The sequence below is a fragment of the Actinomadura verrucosospora genome (assembly GCF_039540335.1).
GTDB lineage: Bacteria > Actinomycetota > Actinomycetes > Streptosporangiales > Streptosporangiaceae > Spirillospora > Spirillospora verrucosospora.
Window position 1 is genome coordinate 325,011 of sequence record NZ_BAABEV010000001.1, and the last position, 20,077, is coordinate 345,087.

Consider the following 20,077-nt stretch of genomic DNA (forward strand, 5'->3'; position numbering starts at 1 on the left):
GCGCGCTATAACATTGTCATGCCCAAAACGTCGGGGACGCGCGAGAAGCTGATCGGGGCCGGGATGCGGCTGCTGGAGGAGCGGGGGCCGGAGGCGCTGAACGCCCGGGGGGTCGCCGCGGAGATCGGGGCGTCCACGATGGCCGTCTACACGCACTTCGGCGGGATGACCGGGTTGTACGAGGCGCTCGGCCGGGAGGCGTTCGCGCGCTTCGAGCGGCACCTGCGGCAGGTGCCCGACACCGACGACCCGGTGACCGACCTGCTGGTCCTCGGGCTGGCCTACCGGGAGTTCGCGGCGGCCAGCCCGCAGCGCTACCGGCTGATGTTCGGGCTCGCCTCGCCGGGGGCGCTGCCGTCGTTCGGGCACGACCTGACCGCCGAGGGCACGCCGGCGACCGCCGCCGAGCTGAACGACGCCTTCGCGCTGCTCCCCCGGCAGGTGCGGCGGGCGATGAACGCGGGGCGGATCCGCCGGGACGACCCGGTCCTGGTGGCCGGGCAGATCTGGTGCATGATCCACGGCTACGTGCTGTTGGAGACCACGGGGGTGTTCGGCCAGGAGGGCCGGGGCGTGCTGCACGTGCTGGGCCCGCATGTGATCAATCTGCTGGTCGGGCTCGGAGACGAGCGCGAGGCCGCCGAGCGCTCCGCCGGGCAGGCGCTGCTCGACGCCGAGACGGCCGGGGTCGTCGCGCGGGAGCCGGCACCCCGCCGGGGTCGGCGGCCGCGCCCCGCGCGGTGACGTGACGATCGCCACGCGGGCGGTCCGAACCAATCGCCGCACCGCGCCATCCCATAGTAATAACCTACCCATTACAAAGTTATGCCATGGTCCGCGATGCTCCCTCACACGCGCGGACCGTCCCTGATCAGCAGTTCGAAGAGATCGGTCTGATGATGGCGATGGCGATGACCTCGGGCACGATGCCGGACCCGGCCCCCCGCCTGCTCGAATTCACCGTGCTGGGCCCGGTCCGGGCCTGGCGCGGCGGGACCCGGCTCGACCTCGGCCCCCTCAGGCAGCAGGCCCTCCTGGCCGCGCTCCTGCTGCGCCCGGACATGACCGTGAGCCGGCGGGAGCTGCTCGACGGCGTCTGGGGCGTCGATCCGCCCGGCTCCGGCGACAAGATCGTGCCGGTGTACGTCCACCGGCTCCGCCGCAGCCTGGGCGCGCTCGGCGAGGACGCGCAGGAGTCGGTGATCGCGCGGGAGCGGGGCGGCTACCGCTTCGTCAGCCGGGGGACGGCGGTCGACGTGCTGCGCCTCGACGAGGCCGCGGACGCGGCGGCCGCCGCGAGGAGGTCCGGCGATCTCGCGGCCGCGGCGAGCGCCTGCGACGCGGCCCTCGGGCTGTTCCAGGGCCAACCGCTGGCCGGGCTGCCCGGGCCGTTCGCGGAGGCGGAGCGCCTGCGGCTGGAGGAGCGCAGGCTCACCCTTCTGCAGGAGAAGGTCGAGTGCCAGTTCCAGCTCGGCAGGTTCGTGGACGCGGTCGGCGAGCTGCACGCCCTGATCCCCAAGCACCCCCACAGCGAGGCCCTGACCTCGCTGCTCATGCGGGCGCTGTACGGGAGCGGCCGCCAGGCCGACGCGCTGGCCGTCTACTCGCACCTGCGCCGCCGGCTCGTGGAGGACCTCGGGGTGGAGCCGGGCGACCGGCTTCGGCGCGTGCATCAGGCGGTGCTGCGCGGTGACGACGCGGCCCTGGACCTCGCTCCGCGGGACGAAGCGGGAGACGAGGGACGTGTGCGGGTCGCCTCCGCGCGGCGCGTCCCCGACGAGCTGCCCGCGGAGGTCGGGGAGCTCGTCGGACGAGAGGACGAGCTGGCGCTTCTCACCGGCGGCGGCCTCGCGGTGGCCGCGGTGGACGGGGTCGCGGGGGCGGGCAAGACCGCGCTCGCGGTGCGCGCCGCGCGGGCGCTGCGCGGCGGGCACCCGGACGGCTGCCTGTTCGTCGAGCTGCACGGGCACAGCGACCGGCGGGAGGCGGTGCCGCCGGAACGCGCGCTGCGCCGGCTGCTGCGGGCCGTCGGCGCCGGGCCCGCGTCCGGCGACCTGGACGAGCTCGCGGCGTCCTGGCGGAGCGCGACCGCCGGGCTGCGCCTGCTCCTGGTCCTCGACGACGCGTCCGGCGCCGACCAGGTGCGTCCGCTGCTCCCCGCGGGGGCGGGCAGCAGGGTGCTGGTCACCAGCCGCCGGCGGCTGGTCGGGCTGGACGTGGACCGCCGGGTCTCGCTGGGGGCGCTCACCCGGACGGCGGCGGAGGCGCTGCTGACCCGGATCGTGGGCGCCGAGCGCGCCGCGGCCGAGCCGGTCGCCGTGCGGGAGCTGGCGGCCATGTGCGACCGGTTGCCCCTGGCGGTGTGCATCGCGGGCGCGCGCCTGCAGAGCCGCCCGTCCTGGGCGATCGGGCATCTGGTGCACAGGATGGCCGATGCCCGGCGCCGCCTGGACGAGCTGACGGCGGAGGACCGGAGCGTGGAAGGGGCTTTCCGGCTTTCCTACGAACGGCTTCCTGCCGCCGAGCGCCGAGCGTTCCGCGCATTGGGGGCGGCGCCTGAGGGGCGATCCGGCCATCGGGCTTTGGCGGCCGCCCTCGGCTGGGGCGCGCGAGGGGCCGAGCAGGCGCTTGAGAACCTGGTGGACGCCAACCTCGTGCAGCAGCCGTCCGTCCACCAGTACCGGCTGAACGGGCTGCTCGCGCTGTTCGCGCGAGAACTCGCCGCGGAGGACCCGCCGGCCCTGGGCAGAGCCGGTCTGGTCGCCGTCGCAGGGGCGCCTTCACTCCTTTAGCCGCCGTTCACCGTCCATTTCTCCGGAACCACGCGCCGAACGAATCCGAGAAGCGTTCGGCGCGTTTTCGGCATGCCCGTGAAAGTGTGGTCGAAAATAACAGGACGAGCCGCCTCGATATTCGCCTGTCATCGTAATTTCAACGGGTCTCACTAGCGTCGCAGACACGATCGTCGAATTGTCTGGGAGACCGAATGCGAAGTCGGAAGTTCCTTGTCCGCGCCGGCGCGACGCTGGTCGCGGCGGCCGCCACCGTGACGGCGGTGACGATGGGCGTCCAGGACCGGGAGGCCACGGTCGCCTCGGCCGGCGCGAAGACCGAGGCCGGTAACGATGTGCGGGCCGCCGGCCTCCAGGAGCGCGTGGCCAGGCTCCAGTCGGAGCACCATCTGCCCGGGGTGATCGGGATGGCCCGCAGCGGCGCCGACACCCAGTACGCCGCAGCCGGTCACGGCGACATGTTCATGCGCGTGCCCGCCGACCCGAAGGCGAAGGTCCGCATCGGCAGCAACACCAAGGCGTTCGTGTCCACGGTCCTGCTGCAGCTGGAGGCCGAGGGCAAGCTGTCGCTGAACGACACCGTGGACCGGTGGCTGCCCGGTCTGGTCGCGGCGAACGGCAACGACGGCCGCAAGATCACGATCCGGCAGCTGCTCAACCACACCAGCGGGCTCCCCGACTACATCCACGACCTGCGGATCTCGGGGTCCTACGTCGCCGACATCAATCCCTACCGGAAGTGGGACCCCCGCGAGCTGGTAAAGGCCGCCACGGCCAACAAGCCGCTGTCGGCGCCCGGCGCCAAGTTCAACTACGCCAACACCAACTACGTCCTCGGCGGATTGATCATCCAGGCCGCGACCGGGCACCACCCGGCCGTCGAGGTGACCAACCGGATCATCAAGCCGCTCGGCCTCAGCGACACCACGTTCCCCGAGGCCGACCCCAAGCTGTACGGGAACTGGCTGCACGGCTACTTCACCATCCGGGACATCTCGTTCTCCAACGTCCAGATGTTCGGCGCTGCGGGCGCCATGGTCTCCACCCAGGAGGACCTCGCCGACTTCACCCGCGCGCTCGCCTCGGGCCGCCTGCTGCCTCCCGCGCAGCAGCGGGAGCTCCAACAGGTCGCGTCCCCGGACAAGCCCTACGGCCTCGGCGTGATCATGATGAAGACCCCGTGCGGCACCGCGTACTCGCACAACGGCGCCGTGATCGGCTACTTCAGCCAGTGGTTGACGAGCCCGGACGGCAAGGACCAGGTCGTCATGGCCACCAACCGCTACAACATGATCCCCGACAAGGCGGGCACCGCGGTCGTCACGGCGGCCCAGGACGCCTACTGCGCGCTGAGGGGCCGGCGGTGAGCGCCGGACTGCACGCCAGGAGGCCGCAGTGGCGGCGCTACCGCAGGCCGGCCGTCGCGGTCGCGGTGGCCGGAGCGGTCGCGGCCGCCGCCGCGGTGCCGCTGCTGAACGCGGACGGGCCGGTCAACGCCGCGCGGACGTCCGGGGCCATGTCCTGCACCCCGATCAAGCTGATCGTCGTGCCCGGCACCTGGGAGACCACGTCGGCCGCCGACCCCGACACGCCGGTCGGCATGCTCCGCGGCATCACCGAGCCGCTGGAACGGCGGTTCGGCGACCGGATCTCCTCGTACTGGGTCGGCTACAACGCGACCGCGTTCGACCAGGGCAAGACCTACAACGACTCCAAGCAGACCGGGATCGACGCCGCCCGCAAGGCGATGACGGACATCTCCCGGGACTGCCCCGGCACCCGGTTCGTCGGGCTCGGCTTCAGCCAGGGCGCGGACGTCAACGGCGACATCGCCGCTCAGATCGGGGCCGGGAAGGGTCCGGTCCCGGCTGCCTCCTACGTCGCGGGCGGAGGCGTGGCCGACCCCGGCAGGGGGACGAAGGGCGAGGTGAACCTCGGCGATCCGCTCCCCGGCACCCGTGGTCTCGCCGGGCCGCGGCCGGGAGGCTTCGGCGAGCTGTCAGGACGGGTCGCGAACGTGTGCCTCAAGGGCGACCTGTACTGCGCCCTGCCGGAGGAGAACGAGCTCACCGCCACCCTCGGCACCGTGCTGAGCCGTGTCGGCATCGCCAACCTGCAGGGCTCGGCGGAGCGTGAACTCTCCACCGACCTCGGCACCGTCAACGGCAGGCCCGCCGACCTCACCGCCGTCCCCAACGGCGTGAAGACGCTGACCGGCCAGGCGCGCGGCAAGGACACCACCGGGGCGGCCCGCACGGCCGGCGACCTCGCGAGGCTCGTCGGCCCGCTGCAGGCGCTCACCCGCGCGGTCGCGAACCCCGTCGTGGTGAACACGCTGCTGAACTCCCCGCCGGGCTCGCAGAACCAGATCGCGGGCCAGGTGCTCCAGGCGCTGGCCAACACCGACCTGGTGGGGCTGGCCAACGAGCTCGACGCGGTGCAGGCCGCCGCGAAGGCGGGGGACACGGCCGCGCTGGCGCGGGCGGCCCTCGCCGCCGCCGCCAAGGCCGCGCCGCTGGCCGGGCTGCCCGCCGACCAGGTGGCCAAGGTCACCAAGGTCATCCAGGGGCTCCAGCCCGTCGCGCTGCTGGCCCAGGCGAGCAACGTCGTCGGCGGGATCAGCAGGATCGACTACCGCGGGATCGAGCGCGCCGCGCGGGCCGTCCCCGCGTACGCCCAGCGGGGCGACACGCGCGGGGTCTACCGTTCCCTGGTCGCGATCGAGGACCGGCTGATGCCGCTGGCCGAGACGGCCAACCGGGTCGACCTCACCCCGCTCGCCGCGCTGCTGGCGATGTGGCCGCCCGGCTCCCCCGAGCGGGCCGTCGGGGAGGCCCTGGCCATCCTCGACCGCGTCGACTGGGTCCGGATCACCCGCGACCTGCGCGCCATCCAGAACAAGCTGGACGACTTCGACCCGAAGCACCCTCCGAAGATCGACCCGGCCGACCCGGTGAAGTCGCTCAACGCCTTCTTCGGCGTCGACCTGCTCTCCCTGGTCCCCCAGATCACCGACCTGACCGAGCACGGTCTGGACGTGGCCGGCGTGCCGCTGCCGAAGGGCACGCTCAACCGGTTGCTGAAGACCCGGCTCAACCCGAGCAACCTGGTCAAGGAGGGCGTCGACGCGGCGGTGTTCTACGGCACGCGGCGGCACGTGATGTACGGCACGGAGCCCGTCGACGACAGCGGGCGCCCTGCCCTGGAGGTCCTTGAGGCCTGGCTCGCCCAGCGCATCGAGGCCGCCTGACCCTCGTCGTCCCTCCAGGGACTCCGACCGCCGGCAGGCCGGGTGACGCCCGGCCTGCCGGCGGTCGCGTGACAAGAAGAAACCGCCCTCGGACGGGCCGCCGGCCTCGTCTGGGGGCGGTCGGGCGAGCCGGGCGCCGCCGGGGGACGGCGCCCGGTCCTCGCTCAGGAGAGCATGTTGATCTTGTACTGCATGATCCGGTAGTTCCGCGGGTCGTACCACTGGCTGACGATGATGTGGAAGTTGCCGAACGTCGAGCCGGGGACGACGAAGCCGCCGTAGGGGCTGGCGACGAGGTTGGCCGCTTCGGCCCGGGGGTCGGACGGCAGGATCAGCGTCTGCTCCAGCGTCCGCGTCAGGTCCGAGGTCGGGAGCGGGAAGACCATCGCCCGGATCGAGAGTGGGTTCATGTTCAACCAGGTCAGGACGTACTTGCCGTCCATGGCGCGGAAGCAGATCTCGCCCCACTTGCGGACGCCGAAGACCGTCGTCGGGGGCGCTCCCCAGCGCCAGTCCCCGTCGGCGTACCCCCAGGGCTCGTAGGCGTTCGGGTCGCCGAGCCGCTCCTTGCGCACCCGGTGGAGCAGCATCCCCGAGTCCCGGTCGCGGTTGAAGACCGTCGACAGGACGTAGCACCAGCCGTCGGCGGCCACCGCGTAGGTCTTCTGCTGGAACTGGCCGCCGTGCAGGTCACCCGGCCACTGGCACAGGTACTCCCAGGTCTCGCCGTTGTCGGTCGAGCGCCAGAAGTCGGTGTGGTGGGTGTCGTAGATGACCCCGCGCATGAGGTGCATGTACATGACGCCGTCCACGACGAAGGCGTCGGACGGGATCGCCGTCGTGGCCTTGTCGCCGACCGGGTTGTGCGGCTCGTCGACGAGGGCCCTCGCGTGGCCTCCGCCGACGCTTCCGTCGATGCGCAGGTTGTTCACGTCGCCGTTGCTGGAGCGCAGGCCCACCGGGGCGCGCCAGTCGTCGGCGGGCTCGCCCGGGTTCGGCACGTGGTCGCCGTTGAAGGTGTCGCCGCAGACGAAGAGCATGGTGCCGTCCGGGCACCGCACGGGGATGCCGAGGTCGGTCCACGGCGAGGCGAACGGGCCGGTCTCGACCGGGCCGCTCAGGTTCTTGATCTTGGTCGCGAGGGTCGGGCTGGACGGGTCGCCCGGTCCGCCGGCCGTCCGCACCGTCGCCTGCCGCCCGTCCTGGCTGAAGCCGACCCACCCCGCGCCGACGGCGCCCGCGCCGAGGGCGACGCCGGCGCCCACCCTGAGGAGCTTGCGGCGGGAGAGACCGCCGGCGTCCGTGCCCTTGTCGTCCGATGGACGTGTCATCTGGCGATGCCTTTCAGGTCGACTCTCGTGCATGGAGATGCCCTTGGCGCCGCGGCCCTTGGCGAGGATCAGCAGATCCCGGTCGTCCGGCGACAAGCTCAGAAGAACATCAGTGTCTGTTTTACCGTATATACGGGGAGAGTCGCCAGGGAATCACGATCAGTAATCCGATTTATCCGGCGGCGGGTCGCCGAGCGTCCGGCGGTCGAGCGTCCGGTGGTCGAGCGTCCGGTGGTCGAGCGTCCGGCGGTCGAGCGGTTCCGCGAGGTGCCGCCGCGGGATCGGAGCCTCCCGCCTGGATCACCGGTGGATGCCGAAGGTGTGCGCGACGTGGGGTGTGTCGACCAGGGTGTGGGGCGCCAGGGCGTGGTAGGCCCAGACGTGCACCCACGCGTTGCCGGTGCGCACGGTCAGCCAGGCCTTCACCATGCCGGGGCCGAAGTAGGTGAGCAGCAGGAAGGCGATCGAGACGGCGGCCGCCCGGGGGGAGCCGTACTCCGCCCAGGAGTCGGACACGTGCAGGGCCGCGTAGACCACTCCGCCGAAGATCACGGTGGTCGCGGTCGAGCCGGTCAGCCTGGCGAAGCGCGGGATCAGGATCGCGTGGACGAAGACCATCGTCGGCAGGACCGTCCCGGCCATGTAGAGGACGAAGGTGAGCGGCGCGCCGAGCAGGAGCTGCCTGGCGCCGAGGTCGAAGATCTCCGGTCGCAGCGCGGCGGTCTGCACGGCCGCCTCGACCAGCAGCACGACGACGATCAGGCGGAGGTCGCCGCGCCGGTCGGCGGAGACCAGGTTGAGCGCCCGGGCGGAGTAGCGGCGCCGGAAGTACACCAGCGGCGCGATCGCGAACACCACCAGGTTGTACCCCGCCCAGACGATCGCCTCGGCCCGCGTGACGTGGTCGTTCGTCTCGTTCATCGAGCCGGCCAGGTGCAGGCCGAACGGGTGCCAGCCGAACGCCCGCCCCACCGCGAACCCGAGGGCGAGCCCGCCCGCGCCGTAGGCGAGGAGCAGCAGGGTCTCGCGGAGCGCGGTGGCGCGCTCGGGGGCGCGGGCCGCAAGGTCGGGCCTGGTCCGGCGCCGGGTGAGGAGGAAGACCAGGGCCATGAGGAGGACGACCTCGGCGAGCCGCACGTTGAGGTCCACCAGATAGGCGGACGTGGTGCGCTCCCCGGCGTCGTGGAGGTCGAGCGGGAGCCTGCGACCGGCCAGGACCAGCGTCAGCGCGTTCGCCGACACCCATCCCAGGGCGGTCAGCCATACGGCGCGGTTACGGAGCAGCGATGAGGCCGTGCCGCCGCCTGTCGACGGACCGGTGCCGGACGGGCGGCGCGAAGGGGACCTCAGGCACATCGGGCGATCTCCGTTCGACGTGTACTAGCACAACTGTGCTACTTCCTGCGGATAGTAGCACGACTGTGCTAGTAATGGGCGATGCCTAGAGTGGTGGACGGTGAGCAACGGCGCCTGGACGTGGCGGCGGCGGTGTTGCGGGTGGTCCTGCGCGACGGACTGGAACGGGCCTCGGTCCGCAACGTGGCGAGCGAGGCCGGTCTGTCGATGGGGTCGCTGCGGCACTACTTCGCGACGCAGTCCGAGCTGCTGGCGTTCACCCTGCGCGCGATCATCGAGCGGATCCAGCGACGCATGGCGGCGCTGCCCCCCGAACCCGATCAGCGGCGCCGCGCCGAGCTGGTGCTGGCCGAGCTGCTGCCGATGGACGAGGAGCGGGCCGTCGAGAACCGGGTATGGCTGGCCTTCACCGCCCGCGCGATGGTCGATCCGACGCTGCGGGCCCTGCAGAGCGAGGGGTACGGCCTCCTGCGCGAGGGCTGCCGCTCCCTCGTGCGCTCCCTGGACGTCCCCGAACCCGCCGTGGAGTACGAGACCGACCGGCTGCACGCCCTCGTCGACGGCCTGGCCGTCCACGCCGCCACCCATCCCCACCTGACCACCCCGGCGCGGATGCGCGAGGTCATCGCCGTCCACCTCGCCGGGCTCGGCCGTCCCGCCGGTGCCGCCTGACCGGGCCCGCGGCCCCGTTACCGAGCGTTTCCCGGATCACTCCAGGTTCAGGTCCTGGGGGACGTCGCCGGGGGTCAGGTCCTGTCTCAGGCGGAGGAAGCGGACGGCGTGGCGCCAGCGGCCGTGTTCCACAGCGGCGTCCACGCTGATCTCCACGACGGCGTCCGGGGCCACCCGGGTGTAGTGGATCGGGTCTCTGGTGGAGGGGAGGCCGCCGGCCCAGCCCGCGGGCAGGGGCTCCGGCCAGGGGTGGCCGGGGCCGGCCTCCGAGAGGGCGCCGGCCAGTGCGGTGCGCGCTCGGGGAGTGAGAGGTGTGGTGCGGGCGACCACGCGGAGCACCCCGGCCGTCGTGTATCTGCCCAGGAGCAGGGTCTGCGGTTGTTCGAGGGTGCCGGTCACTCCGCCGATGAGCGCCTCGGTCGTCGTGCGGTGCTTGACCTTCCACCAGCCGCGCCTGCCCTCCTTGTAGGGGTCGCCCGCGGCCTTCACGACCAGGCCCTCGATGCCCTGCGCGACGAGGATCTCGAACCACAGGCGGGCCTCGCCCACGTCGCGGAGCTGCGGGCAGAGAACGATGCGGGAGGTGCCGGGGAGGCCGCGCAGGAGGCGCTCCAGCTCGGCGCGGCGGGCGGAGAGGGGGGCGGGGCGGTGGTCCGTTCCGCCGGCCTCCAGGACGTCGAAGACGACGTAGTGGCACGGCTCGGTGATCGGGGAGCCGGTGCGGCGGGTGACGTGGCGGCGCTGGAGGGCGGCGAAGTCCAGGCGGCCGTCGCCTCCCCAGCGGACGATCTCCCCGTCCACCACCGTGCCGGGCGGGAGGGTTCCGGAGACGGCGGAGACGATCTCGGGGAAGGCCGCGTCCAGCCGCTTGAGACGGCGTGACCAGAGCTGGACCTCGCCGTCCTCGCCCACCCGGGCGACGCAGCGGAACCCGTCGAACTTGGGCTCGTAGCGACAGCCGCCTGAGCAGGCCCTTTCCTGGGGGATGCGGTCGATCGCGGTCGCGGCCATGGGGGCGACGGGTCCCTGGATGCGCACGCCCACCCCCGATCGCGCTCGTGTCCGAGGTACCCGCCGGTGGCGCGGCGAGCGCCCTCCGGCCCGGCTTTGGACAGGTCATTGCCTCGCGCAGGCCCTGTCGAGGGCACCGGTCGAACCGAGTCGGACGAGATGTAACGTTCTGAACGACCCCGGCGCTGAATGATCACCTGGGTCGGAATGTGAACGGGGAAGCATGCTCAAGCGCACAGTGATAGGGACGTCGCTCGCCGCCGTGGCGGTGGCGGGAACGGTGGTCTGGACGGTCTCGTCGACGTCGACCTCGACGGCGACCACGGCGTCCGCGACCCGGCCGGGGCCCGGACGGGTCCACGCCCGCGCCCTCGGCGACATCGCCGCCGCGGCCGCCGCGGGCCAGGAGGCCAAGGGGCTGGCCGCCACGGAGACCGAGCCGTTCAGCCTCGTCGGCGTCACCTGGAACAAGCCGCGCGAGGAGCTCAGGGGAACCGTGCGGATCCGCACGCGGGACGCGAAGACCGGCCGCTGGTCGGGGTGGCGCGCCCTGGAGCCCGAGCTGGCCGATGCCCCTGACCGGGGCGGACGCGGAGGGACGAACGGGCTGTGGGTCGGCCCGTCCAACGGTGTCGACGTGCGCGTGACCGGGCAGAAGGGCCGCACGCTGCCGGAGGGCCTGCGCGTCGACCTGATCGACCCGGGCGCCTCCGCCGCGACGGCGACGCCGCGGGCGGCGGGGCCGGACGGCGGCACCGGGATGAGGCTGGTGGCGGCGACCACGCCCCTCGCCGGGCCCGTCACCGCTCCGAAGCCGGCGATCGTGGCGCGGGCCGGGTGGGGCGCGGACGAGTCCCTCGTCAAGGAGCCGCCGGAGTACGACGCTTCGGTCAAGGCCGCGTTCGTCCACCACACCGACACGGGCAACGAGTACTCCTGCACCCAGTCGCCGTCGGTGATCAAGTCGGTGTTCCTCTACCACGTGCAGAGCCAGGGCTGGAACGACATCGGCTACAACTTCCTCGTCGACAAGTGCGGCACGGTCTTCGAGGGGCGGGCCGGGGGCGTCGACCGCCCCGTCCACGGCGCCCACACCTACGGGTTCAACACCGACACCACCGGGATCGCCGTCCTCGGCACCTACACGGCGGCGAACGACCCGGACGTCCCGGGCGTCGCCCCCACCAAGGCCGCCCTGGACGGCGTCGCGAAGATCGCCGCGTGGAAGCTCGGGCTGACCGGGGTCGACCCGACGGCGAAGACGACGCTGACGTCGGCCGCCCCCAACGGGACGGGCGGGAAGTACCCCTACGGGCAGCAGGTCGAGTTCAACACGATCTCCGGTCACCGCGACGGGTTCGCGACCGCGTGCCCTGGCGCGCAGCTCTACTCCGCGCTTCCGGCCGTCCGGACGGCCGCCAAGCAGATCACCGTCCCGGCCCTGAGCGCCACCGTGAGCGGCGCCACAGCCGCGGGGGGCCGCTACTACACCAAGAGCACGGCCACGCTGAACTGGACGCCGGCCGAGGGCGCGACCTACACCGTCAGCGTGGACGGCGCGACGGCCGCGACACCGGCCGCCGGGGCCACGTCCGCCACGGTGACCCTCGCGCCCGGGACGCACTCGGTCCAGCTGAACGCCGCCTTCGCCGACGGGACGACCTCGGCGTCCCCCGTCTTCACGATCGTCGCGGACACGACGCCTCCCGTCATCTCGTCCCAGGCGCTCTCCCTGCGCAAGGCGACGGTCAACAGCGGCGCGTGGCCCGTCTCGCTCACCTGGAAGGCCGCCGACAACGGCTTCCTCAGCTCGCTGAAGGCCACCTCGCCCGCGGCCAAGACGTTCTCCACCACGACGACGCAGTGGGCCGCGGTGTCCAAGCCGGGCACGACCCAGACCTGGACGCTGGCCGGCACCGACGCCGCGGGCAACACCGGAACCTCCAGCCTGAGCCGCTACACCGGCGGCCAGACCGAGGGCGCCGCGCGCCGCACCGGCACCTGGGGCGTCAGCACGACCAGTTCCTACCTGGGCGGGCGCGGCATGTACAGCAAGTACCGGGGCGCGAGCGCGAGCTGGACGTTCACCGGGCGCACCGCGGGCCTGATCTTCAAGCGCGCCTCCAACCTCGGCGCCGTGTACGTCTACGTGGACGGCGTCAAGATCGGCACGCTGGACACCCGGGCGTCGACCACGGCCTACCGCCAGCTGATGTGGACGCGCGCCTGGAGCACCAGCGGCACGCACACCATCAAGATCGTCGTGGCGGGCACCTCGGGCCGTCCCATGGTCGGCATCGACGGCCTCGCCTACCTCCGCTGACGCCCGCGGGTCGGCCCCGGCGGGCCGGGGCCGACCTAGGGTGTGTGGAGTGACTGAGGAGTCGTGGCGTGATCGCGTGATCGCGGAGTGCCTGGCCAAGCCGGGCGCGCTGGAGGACTATCCGTTCGGCGACGAGGTGGCCGTCTTCAAGGTCGCCGGACGGATGTTCGCGCTGGTTCCGCTGGGCGCGTCGCCGCCCACCGTCAGCCTGAAGTGCGATCCGGGTCTCGCGGAGGAGCTCCGCGCCCGGCACGCCGCGGTCACGCCCGGCTACCACCTCAACAAGCGGCACTGGAACACCGTCGTCCTCGACGGCTCGGTGCCCGACGAGGACGTGTGGGAGCTGGTCGACCACTCCTACGACCTCGTGGTCGCGAAGCTCACCCGCGCCCAGCGTTCCCGGCTCTGAGCGTCTCAGCCGATCACGGACGGAATCGGCCTTTACCTGCCCGGGGCCTTTTGCACGAATAAGGCCCGACTCTAGATGGTCTTCCCTTTTCTCCCATTTAGTCGGTCCTCAAAGATCCCCCCTTGCCGAGGCCGGCATATGTTGCGCAATCCCGTATTCCGTGTACGGTATTCCCGTGGCGATCATCAGACGCCGCGAACAAACGAAACAGAAAAGGAAAAGCCATGTCCAGGATCTGGACCCCGGGCGCGGACGCGTCCGGTTTCGACCCCCGCAGCATCAGGCGCGGGCTCGACGAGTACCTCCCCCGCTGCGAGCAGGAGCTGATCGGCATCCGCCGTGACCTCCACGCGCACCCGGAGGTCGCGTTCAAGGAATTCCGCACGACCCAGATCATCGTCGACTTCCTGTCGGCGATCGGCCTCCGGCCGTGGGTCCTGCCCAACGGCACCGGCGTCATCTGCGACATCCGCGGGGGCGACGGACCGATCATCGCGCTGCGCGCGGACATCGACGCGCTGCCCCAGAAGGACACCAAGCTCGTCTCCTACCGCTCGACGGTGGAGGACGCGGCGCACAACTGCGGCCACGACGTGCACACCGTCATGTTGCTGGGCGCGGGGCGCTTCCTGGCGATGCTGGCCGAGGCCGGCCTGCTCCGCGGCACGGTCAGGCTCATCTTCCAGCCCGCCGAGGAACTCCCCGGCGGCGCGCGGAACGTGATCGCGGCCGGCGCGCTGGACGGGGTGCGGCGCATCTTCGCGCTGCACTGCGACCCGGCGCAGGAGGTCGGCTTCCTCGGTCTGCGGACCGGAGCGATCACGGCGTCCTACGACAAGATCCTCATCCGGGCCACCGGGGCGGGCGGCCACACCGCACGGCCGCACCTGACCGGCAGCCCCATCCGGGCCCTGGCGGCCATGGTGGGCGAGCTGTCGGCGGTGCTCGACCAGAGGTTCGACGCGCGTTCCGGCCACGAGCTGGAATGGGGTCGCCTCCAGTCGGGCCTGGCGGCGAACTCGATCCCCATCGTGGGAGAGCTCGAAGGGACGCTGCGCTGCCTGGACCCGCAGCACCGGCGGTCGGCGCTCGACGCGCTGCCGGCGCTGGTCGGCCTGGTGGCCGAGCTGCACAGGGTCGAGGCGGAGCTGATCACCACGCTCGGCCTGCCGCCCACGGTGAACGAGGCGACGAGCGTGGAGATCTTCCGGCACGCCGGTGGTCTCGCGCTCGGCGAGGACAAGATCGGCCCCACGGGGCAGAGCATGGGTGGGGAGGACTTCTCCCTCTACCTCGAACTGGTCGACGGCGCCCTCGGGCGTTACGGCGTGCGCAAGCCCGGCACGCCGAAGTACGACCTGCACCAGGGAGGTTTCGACGTCGACGAGAGCTGCATCGCGCGCGGCGTCGACCTGGAGGTGCACATGGCGCTGACGGCTCTGGACCACGCGCGGTCTGAGGCCTGACGCACCGGCCGGCCGTGATCGACCACGCGTCGGTCACGGCCAGGGGGCCCGGCTCACGCCGGGCCCCCGCTGCTCTTCTCCGAAATTTCTTCCGGAGGAACGATGAATCGACGAACTCCCCGCGGTACACACCTCGACCGATCGAAGTCGAGAAGGGGATCATGCGATGAACAGCGACGAGAAGGCCGTCCACGAGGTGTTCGAGCGGCTGTACCAGGCGTGGGGCGACGGCGACGCCGACGCGTTCGCCGACCTCTACGTCGAGGACGCGACCGTGGTGATGCCCGGCGTGTTCAACCGGGGCCGCGAGGCCGTGCGCGGCTTCATGGCCGCCGCCTTCGAGGGGCCGCTCAAGGGCTCCCGGGGAGTGGACGAGCCGCGGGACGTCCGCGTGTACGGCGACACCGCGATCGTCGTCAGCAGGGCGGGCATCATCATGGCCGGGGAGCAGGAGTTCCCGCCCGAGCGCGAGCGGCTCGCCACGTGGGTGCTGTCGCGCCGGGACGGACGCTGGCTCGTCGCCGCCTACGCCAACGCGCCCGCACGCTGACAGGGAGACCACCATGGACGAGGATCTCGACTCCTACCGGCGCGAGCTGCTGGTGCACTGCTACCGGATGGTCGGCTCGGTGCACGAGGCGGAGGACCTCGTCCAGGAGACGATGCTGCGCGCGTGGCGGTCCCGGGACCGCTACGAGCCGCGCCTGGCGTCCGTCCGCACCTGGCTCTACAAGATCGCGACGAACGTGTGCCTGACGGCGCTGCGGGGGCGGGCCCGGCGCCCGCTCCCGTCCGGGCTCGGGGCGCCGAGCGAGGACCCGGACGCGCCGCTGAGCCCGGCGTTCGAGGTGCCGTGGTTGCAGCCGTTCCCGGACGCGCTGCTCGACGACCCGGCATCGCGCGTCGTGCGACGCGGCAGCCTGCGGCTGGCGCTGGTGGCGGCGATGCAGGCACTGCCGCCGAGGCAGCGCGCCGTGCTGATCCTGCGGGACGTCCTGGAGTTCGGCGCGGCCGAGGCGGCGGAGCTGCTGGAGACGTCCCCGGCCGCGGTGAACAGCGCCCTGCAGCGCGCCCGGGCGGGGGTGGCGGGCGTCGCGGAGGAGGAGGTCACCGAGCCGGACGACGCGGAGGTCGGCGCCGTCCTCGACCGGTACGTGAGGTCGTTCGAGGCGGCCGACGTCGACGGGCTGGTGGCGCTGCTGACCGACGACGCCGTCATGGAGATGCCGCCCGTGCCGCTCTGGTACCGGGGGCGGCGCGACTACGGGCGGTTCATGGCGCGGGTGTTCGCGACGGCCGGCACCGACTGGCGGATGGCGCGGACGTCCGCCAACGGGCAGCCGGCCCTTGTCGCGTACCAGCGGTCGGAGGGCGCGTACCGGCTGCACACCCTGCAGGTCTTCACCGTGACGCCGGGGGGTGTGGCGCGCAACGTCGTCTTCCAGGACGCGCGGGTGTTCGCCGCGTTCGATCTGCCGGAGATGTTCGGCGGATGATGTCGATTTCGGCGGCGCGGGTTCGACCTCCTTTCAGAAGCCCTGAAAGGAGCACCTCATGGACATCGCTCAGACGCTCACCAGCAGCGCCCGCCCGATCTGGCTGACCGGGGCCGCCGCGGCGCTGGCGGGGTCGGTCGCCACCGAGCTGTTCGGCCTGGCCACCCGCGCGGCCGGCGTCCCGATGGAGGCCGGCGGCGTCGGCGCCGACGCCGCCGATCCGATCATGGTCGGGATGTTCGCGATGGGGACGGTCATCAGCACGTTCTGGGGGACGCTCCTCGCGATGCTCCTCGCGCGGTTCGCCCGGAGGCCGTCCCGGACGTTCGTCTGGGCCGCCGTGGCGCTGACGGTCCTGTCGTTCACGACGCCCGTCGCCGCGGGCGCCACGGCGACCTCGACGAAGGTGATGCTGTGCGCCGCGCACGTCCTGGCCGCGGCGATCATCATCCCGATGTTCGCCCGCCGTCTCCCGGCCTCCCGGGACTGAGCCACCCCGAGTGCGCCGCGCGCTCCGCGGCGGCGTGCCACCAGGCCGGAGGGGAGGGACCGGCGGGCCGGGACGCGGGCTGGTCGGGGTGCAGGCCGAGGGGCCGGAGGGCCTCGGCCCGCACCTGGACGCTGTACCAGCCGCGCGGGCGCCCGTCGTCGTCGCGCCCGCAGGCGAGCCCTATCGTGACGTCGTCGGCCCGGAACGGCATCCAGTCGATGCCGCGGTCACGCAGTCAACGCCGGAGCGCGGCGGCGGGCGGCGGGCAGCCCTTGACGTTCTCGTAGACGGCGACGGTGATCCACGCGTTCATGCGCCCATCATGCCCCGGCGGACCGGATGCGGTCGAGGACGGGCAGCGGGGACAGGCCGTAGGCGTAGTAGTCGACCGTGCCGGCGCCGGAGGCGCGGGCGGCGGCGGCCTTGGCGGACAGGTGGTCGGCCGAGGTCGTGTCGGGATGGCCGGGGCGCAGGACGGCGCGGAGCGTGGTGTCCGGCCCCAGGGCGGCCCGGTAGGCGGCCACGTCCTCGGCCACGCGGGCGGTGTCGTGGGCGTAGCAGAGGACGGCGTAGGACGGGACGGCCGAGCCGAGCGCCGCGGGGTCGACGCCGATCCGCCAGGCGGACGCGGCCGCCGGGGCGCCGGAGGGACGTCCGTCCGCGTAGCCCAGGACGGCGCCGGTGAGGTCGAGGAACGTCAGCCGGGAGCCCTCGGCGGCGACGGCCGCGGCGACCTCCGCCGCCAGCGACGTCACGATCGGCGAGCGGGCACGGGCGTACTCGGTGAGGACGTCGGGGAGTTCGACGGCGGGCGGGCCGCCGTCCAGCACCTCCCCGACCAAGCGGGCCGCGGCTTCGCGGGCCTTTTCGGCGTCCGGGAGAAGGGCCAGGCAGTGCGGGCAGAAGCACAGGCCCAAGGCGAACTCGGCGGCAGGCCCGAGGTCCACGAAAGAGCGTTCGTGGTGGTAGCCGTGGCCGAACGTCCCGAAGTGGAGGGATTCCGCGACCACGGAGTCCACGCCTTGACGGGCGATGGCGCGGCCCATAGCGATGGCATATGCGCGGACGTCCGGGTGAGACGGGCATAGGTCGGCCGGCGCTGCACGGTCGCCGAAGCAGTTCTCTTGGGTGACGTCCGGGAAGGCCAGGCCCAGCGTGGTGTTGTGCAGGAAGACACCCCAGCCGTGCAGCGCTATCCCACGCGCGCGGGTCTCTTCTCTGAGCGCCCTTATGGGCTCCTGGTCGGCGCCCTTCTGCACCGGCGGCACCAGCCGGAGCCCGTCGAAGACATCACCCAGGGGAAAATGGACCCCGTCGTGGCGGAACGTGACGCGCGTCGTGCCATGCGGTGTCACGTCACGGGCGCGGTGGTAGGCGGCGCCGATCGTGATGGCCGAGACCCCGTGGGAGAGGATCTGCGCGGCGCCGGCGCCGCGCAGATCCTCCACCATGGCGAAGAGGGACGAGTCCATCAGCTCTTCTTGTAGGCCACGAAGTCGATCTCGACGAGGATGTTCATCAGCTGCGATCCCACGGTGGTGCGCACCGGGTACGGCTTGGTGAAGTGCTCCCGGTAGACCTCGTCGTAGGCGGCGAAGTCGCGGTGGAGGTCCTGGAGGTGGACGGTCGACTTCACCACGTCGTCCAGGCCGAGGCCGTGCTCGGCCAGGATCGCGGCCAGGTTGGCGAGGGTCTGCCGGGTCTGCGTGGCGACGTCCGTGCCGACGATCTCGCCGGTCTTCGGGTCGAGCGGCCCTATCCCGGACGTATACACGAAGTCGCCGACCACGAGCCCCTGCGAGTAGGTGCCGACGGGCGGGGCGGAGTCCCCGCTGCGAATCTCGCGCTTGCTCATATCTGTCTCCTTATCGGGTGACGTCGTTTTCCGCGGTCTTCAAGAGTTCCAAATCGGCCCGGCTGGGGAGGCCCTCCCAGTCGCCGCGGACGGTGACGGCGTAGGCGCCCGCGGCCGTGGCGGTGGCCAGGCGAGCGGCGACGGGCAGGCCGCGGACGAACTCGGCGAGGTACCCGGCGGCGAACGCGTCCCCGGCGCCGACCGGGTCCACGACCGGGACCCGGTGGGCGGGCTGGACGTGCAGCCGCCCCTCGCAGAACGCGACCGCCCCGGCCGCGCCCCGCTTGACGAGGACGTCGCGGGGGCCGAGCGCCGCCAGGGCGGTGGCGAGCGCGGCCGGGTCGTCGCCGGACACGACGAGGCGGGCCTCCTGCTCGGTCGCGAACACCAGGTCGGCGCGCTTGACCAGGGGGTGCAGGCGTTCCCCCGCCTCGGCGGGCGTCCACAGCGCCGACCGGTAGTTGAGGTCGAGGGAGACGGGGACGCCGGCGTTCCGCGCGGTCTCGACGGCGTCGTCCAGGGCCTGGCGGGCGGTGTCGCTGATGGCGGCGGTGATGCCGGTGACGTGCAGGACGCGCGCGGCCCGGATCAGGTCGTGCGGGACGTCGGACGGGCGGAGCCGGGAGCCCGCGCTGCCCGTCCGGTAGTACTGGACGCGGGTGAGCGTGCCCGAGCGGCGCTCCTTGAACAGCAGCGCGGTGGGCGCGGTCCCGTCCACCACCGTGTGGTCGAGCCGGACGCCCTCCCCGGCCAGCGCCGTGGTGATCAGCCGGCCGAACTCGTCGTCGCCGACGCGGCCGAACCAGGCCGCGCTGCCGCCGAGCCGCGCCAGCCCGATCGCCGTGTTCGACTCGGCGCCGCCGATGCCGAGGTCGAGCGAGCGGGCGTGCCGCATCGGCCCGACGGCGGGGTTCTCCAGCCGCGCCATGGTCTCGCCGAACGTGACGAGGTCGGGGCTCATCGGGGGGCCTCCTCCGGGGCGCGCCGCCCCGGGGCCGCCGCGGCGAGCAGCGCCCGCGCCCGGTCGGCCAGGGCGGTGAGGGAGCCGCCGTCGAGGGCGTCGCCGATGAGGGAGCCCCCGGCGCCGACCGCGACCGCCCCGGCCGCGATGTAGCCGGCGGCGGTGTCCGGGCCGATGCCGCCCGTCGGCAGCAGCCGCACGTCGCGGAACGGCTCGGCGAGGTCGCGCAGGTAGCGCGGCCCGAACGCGTTCGCCGGGAAGATCTTCACGGCGGTGGCGCCGAGGTCCCAGGCGCGGGCGACCTCGTTCGGGGTGAGGGCGCCCGGGTAGTAGCGCAGGCCCCGGTCGCGGGCAGCCTCGGCGACCTCCGCGCGGGTGTCCGGCGCGACGAGGAAGGACGCGCCGGCGTCCGCCGCGGCCTCCGCCTCCGCGCGGGTGCGGACCGTTCCGGCGCCGACCTCGACGCCCGCGGGCAGCCGGTCGCGGGCCGCGCGCAGGCCGTCCAGCGCGCCCGGGGTGTTGAGGGTGACCTCCAGGCAGCGGACGCCTGCGGCGACCAGCGCGTCCAGGACGTCGGCGACGCGGTCGGCGCGGCGGCCGCGCACGACCGCGACCACGCCGGTGGCGGTCAGCGCGGGTCCCGGCGCGAGGCGGGGGATCATGGG

At 72.9% G+C, this 20,077-nt stretch carries 18 protein-coding genes; 11 read left to right on the forward strand and 7 right to left on the reverse strand.

The genetic code is table 11. The annotated features are described in order from the left end of the window. The first annotated feature begins 18 nt into the window (after positions 1–18). The 4 genes from ABD944_RS01665 to ABD944_RS01680 all read left to right on the forward strand — a co-directional run bounded on the left by ABD944_RS01665 (position 19) and on the right by ABD944_RS01680 (position 6,042). The gene (locus ABD944_RS01665; protein WP_345171540.1) at positions 19–744 is read left to right on the forward strand and encodes a TetR/AcrR family transcriptional regulator; all 726 of its coding nucleotides are present in this window, start codon (positions 19–21) and stop codon (positions 742–744) included. 86 nt (positions 745–830) lie between these two features. Beyond that, positions 831–2,792, forward strand: a complete 1,962-nt coding sequence (locus ABD944_RS01670; protein WP_345171541.1) for an AfsR/SARP family transcriptional regulator — start codon at positions 831–833, stop codon at positions 2,790–2,792. A gap of 194 nt (positions 2,793–2,986) precedes the next feature. Further along, a complete protein-coding gene (locus ABD944_RS01675) occupies positions 2,987–4,159 on the forward strand; it encodes a serine hydrolase domain-containing protein (RefSeq protein ID WP_345171542.1) in 1,173 nt (390 codons plus the stop codon). Continuing rightward, the gene (locus ABD944_RS01680; RefSeq protein ID WP_345171544.1) at positions 4,156–6,042 is read left to right on the forward strand and encodes a cutinase family protein; all 1,887 of its coding nucleotides are present in this window, start codon (positions 4,156–4,158) and stop codon (positions 6,040–6,042) included. The genes ABD944_RS01675 and ABD944_RS01680 overlap by 4 nt, the downstream gene beginning before the upstream one ends. Positions 6,043–6,206: 164 nt before the next feature. Here ABD944_RS01680 and ABD944_RS01685 read toward each other — a convergent pair whose 3' ends face one another. Then, positions 6,207–7,373 (reverse strand): DUF4185 domain-containing protein, encoded by a 1,167-nt coding sequence (locus tag ABD944_RS01685; protein WP_345171546.1) that lies wholly within the window; start codon positions 7,371–7,373, stop codon positions 6,207–6,209. Positions 7,374–7,673: 300 nt separating this feature from the next. Continuing rightward, positions 7,674–8,615 carry a hypothetical protein gene (locus tag ABD944_RS01690; RefSeq protein ID WP_345171548.1) on the reverse strand — a complete coding sequence of 314 codons (942 nt, stop codon included), beginning with the start codon at positions 8,613–8,615 and terminating at the stop codon, positions 7,674–7,676. A gap of 195 nt (positions 8,616–8,810) precedes the next feature. Here ABD944_RS01690 and ABD944_RS01695 point away from each other — a divergent pair, with 195 nt between their 5' ends. Then, positions 8,811–9,401 (forward strand): TetR/AcrR family transcriptional regulator, encoded by a 591-nt coding sequence (locus ABD944_RS01695; RefSeq protein WP_345171550.1) that lies wholly within the window; start codon positions 8,811–8,813, stop codon positions 9,399–9,401. A 36-nt stretch (positions 9,402–9,437) separates the two neighbouring features. Here ABD944_RS01695 and ABD944_RS01700 read toward each other — a convergent pair whose 3' ends face one another. Further along, the gene (locus ABD944_RS01700) at positions 9,438–10,439 is read right to left on the reverse strand and encodes an ATP-dependent DNA ligase (protein ID WP_345171552.1); all 1,002 of its coding nucleotides are present in this window, start codon (positions 10,437–10,439) and stop codon (positions 9,438–9,440) included. A 196-nt stretch (positions 10,440–10,635) separates the two neighbouring features. Here ABD944_RS01700 and ABD944_RS01705 point away from each other — a divergent pair, with 196 nt between their 5' ends. The 6 genes from ABD944_RS01705 (at position 10,636) to ABD944_RS01730 (ending at position 16,596) form a co-directional block, all read left to right on the forward strand. Beyond that, a complete protein-coding gene (locus tag ABD944_RS01705; RefSeq protein ID WP_345171554.1) occupies positions 10,636–12,735 on the forward strand; it encodes a peptidoglycan recognition protein family protein in 2,100 nt (699 codons plus the stop codon). Positions 12,736–12,784: 49 nt separating this feature from the next. Beyond that, the gene (locus ABD944_RS01710; RefSeq protein WP_345171556.1) at positions 12,785–13,144 is read left to right on the forward strand and encodes an MmcQ/YjbR family DNA-binding protein; all 360 of its coding nucleotides are present in this window, start codon (positions 12,785–12,787) and stop codon (positions 13,142–13,144) included. 224 nt (positions 13,145–13,368) lie between these two features. Beyond that, positions 13,369–14,610, forward strand: a complete 1,242-nt coding sequence (locus ABD944_RS01715) for an amidohydrolase (RefSeq protein ID WP_345171558.1) — start codon at positions 13,369–13,371, stop codon at positions 14,608–14,610. Between the two features lie 166 nt (positions 14,611–14,776). After that, positions 14,777–15,160: an SgcJ/EcaC family oxidoreductase gene (locus ABD944_RS01720; protein WP_345171560.1), complete on the forward strand. Its 384-nt coding sequence runs from the start codon at positions 14,777–14,779 to the stop codon at positions 15,158–15,160. A 13-nt stretch (positions 15,161–15,173) separates the two neighbouring features. Continuing rightward, on the forward strand, positions 15,174–16,106 hold the full coding sequence (locus tag ABD944_RS01725; protein ID WP_345171562.1) for a sigma-70 family RNA polymerase sigma factor: 933 nt from the start codon (positions 15,174–15,176) through the stop codon (positions 16,104–16,106). A 58-nt stretch (positions 16,107–16,164) separates the two neighbouring features. Further along, positions 16,165–16,596: a DUF6069 family protein gene (locus ABD944_RS01730; RefSeq protein WP_345171564.1), complete on the forward strand. Its 432-nt coding sequence runs from the start codon at positions 16,165–16,167 to the stop codon at positions 16,594–16,596. 320 nt (positions 16,597–16,916) lie between these two features. Here ABD944_RS01730 and ABD944_RS01735 read toward each other — a convergent pair whose 3' ends face one another. The 4 genes from ABD944_RS01735 to ABD944_RS01750 are packed head-to-tail and all read right to left on the reverse strand — an operon-like array spanning position 16,917 to position 20,074. Further along, positions 16,917–18,068: a hypothetical protein gene (locus tag ABD944_RS01735; RefSeq protein WP_345171566.1), complete on the reverse strand. Its 1,152-nt coding sequence runs from the start codon at positions 18,066–18,068 to the stop codon at positions 16,917–16,919. Beyond that, positions 18,068–18,451, reverse strand: coding sequence for a RidA family protein (locus ABD944_RS01740; protein ID WP_345171568.1), 384 nt, complete (start codon positions 18,449–18,451; stop codon positions 18,068–18,070). Before ABD944_RS01740 ends, ABD944_RS01735 begins: the two co-directional genes overlap by 1 nt. A gap of 10 nt (positions 18,452–18,461) precedes the next feature. Continuing rightward, on the reverse strand, positions 18,462–19,412 hold the full coding sequence (locus ABD944_RS01745; RefSeq protein WP_345171570.1) for a sugar kinase: 951 nt from the start codon (positions 19,410–19,412) through the stop codon (positions 18,462–18,464). After that, on the reverse strand, positions 19,409–20,074 hold the full coding sequence (locus tag ABD944_RS01750) for a bifunctional 4-hydroxy-2-oxoglutarate aldolase/2-dehydro-3-deoxy-phosphogluconate aldolase (RefSeq protein ID WP_345171572.1): 666 nt from the start codon (positions 20,072–20,074) through the stop codon (positions 19,409–19,411). Before ABD944_RS01750 ends, ABD944_RS01745 begins: the two co-directional genes overlap by 4 nt. Positions 20,075–20,077: the final 3 nt, after the last annotated feature.

Excerpts from the sequence above, each read along its gene's own strand:
- ABD944_RS01665 (WP_345171540.1), top strand. The coding sequence starts at position 19 with ATGCCCAAAACGTCGGGGACGCGCGAGAAGCTGATCGGGGCCGGGATG.
- ABD944_RS01670 (WP_345171541.1), top strand. The coding sequence starts at position 831 with ATGGTCCGCGATGCTCCCTCACACGCGCGGACCGTCCCTGATCAGCAG.
- ABD944_RS01675 (WP_345171542.1), top strand. The coding sequence starts at position 2,987 with ATGCGAAGTCGGAAGTTCCTTGTCCGCGCCGGCGCGACGCTGGTCGCG.
- ABD944_RS01685 (WP_345171546.1), bottom strand. The coding sequence starts at position 7,373 with ATGACACGTCCATCGGACGACAAGGGCACGGACGCCGGCGGTCTCTCC.
- ABD944_RS01695 (WP_345171550.1), top strand. The coding sequence starts at position 8,811 with ATGCCTAGAGTGGTGGACGGTGAGCAACGGCGCCTGGACGTGGCGGCG.
- ABD944_RS01705 (WP_345171554.1), top strand. The coding sequence starts at position 10,636 with ATGCTCAAGCGCACAGTGATAGGGACGTCGCTCGCCGCCGTGGCGGTG.
- ABD944_RS01715 (WP_345171558.1), top strand. The coding sequence starts at position 13,369 with ATGTCCAGGATCTGGACCCCGGGCGCGGACGCGTCCGGTTTCGACCCC.
- ABD944_RS01720 (WP_345171560.1), top strand. The coding sequence starts at position 14,777 with ATGAACAGCGACGAGAAGGCCGTCCACGAGGTGTTCGAGCGGCTGTAC.
- ABD944_RS01725 (WP_345171562.1), top strand. The coding sequence starts at position 15,174 with ATGGACGAGGATCTCGACTCCTACCGGCGCGAGCTGCTGGTGCACTGC.
- ABD944_RS01730 (WP_345171564.1), top strand. The coding sequence starts at position 16,165 with ATGGACATCGCTCAGACGCTCACCAGCAGCGCCCGCCCGATCTGGCTG.
- ABD944_RS01735 (WP_345171566.1), bottom strand. The coding sequence starts at position 18,068 with ATGGACTCGTCCCTCTTCGCCATGGTGGAGGATCTGCGCGGCGCCGGC.
- ABD944_RS01740 (WP_345171568.1), bottom strand. The coding sequence starts at position 18,451 with ATGAGCAAGCGCGAGATTCGCAGCGGGGACTCCGCCCCGCCCGTCGGC.
- ABD944_RS01745 (WP_345171570.1), bottom strand. The coding sequence starts at position 19,412 with ATGAGCCCCGACCTCGTCACGTTCGGCGAGACCATGGCGCGGCTGGAG.
- ABD944_RS01750 (WP_345171572.1), bottom strand. The coding sequence starts at position 20,074 with ATGATCCCCCGCCTCGCGCCGGGACCCGCGCTGACCGCCACCGGCGTG.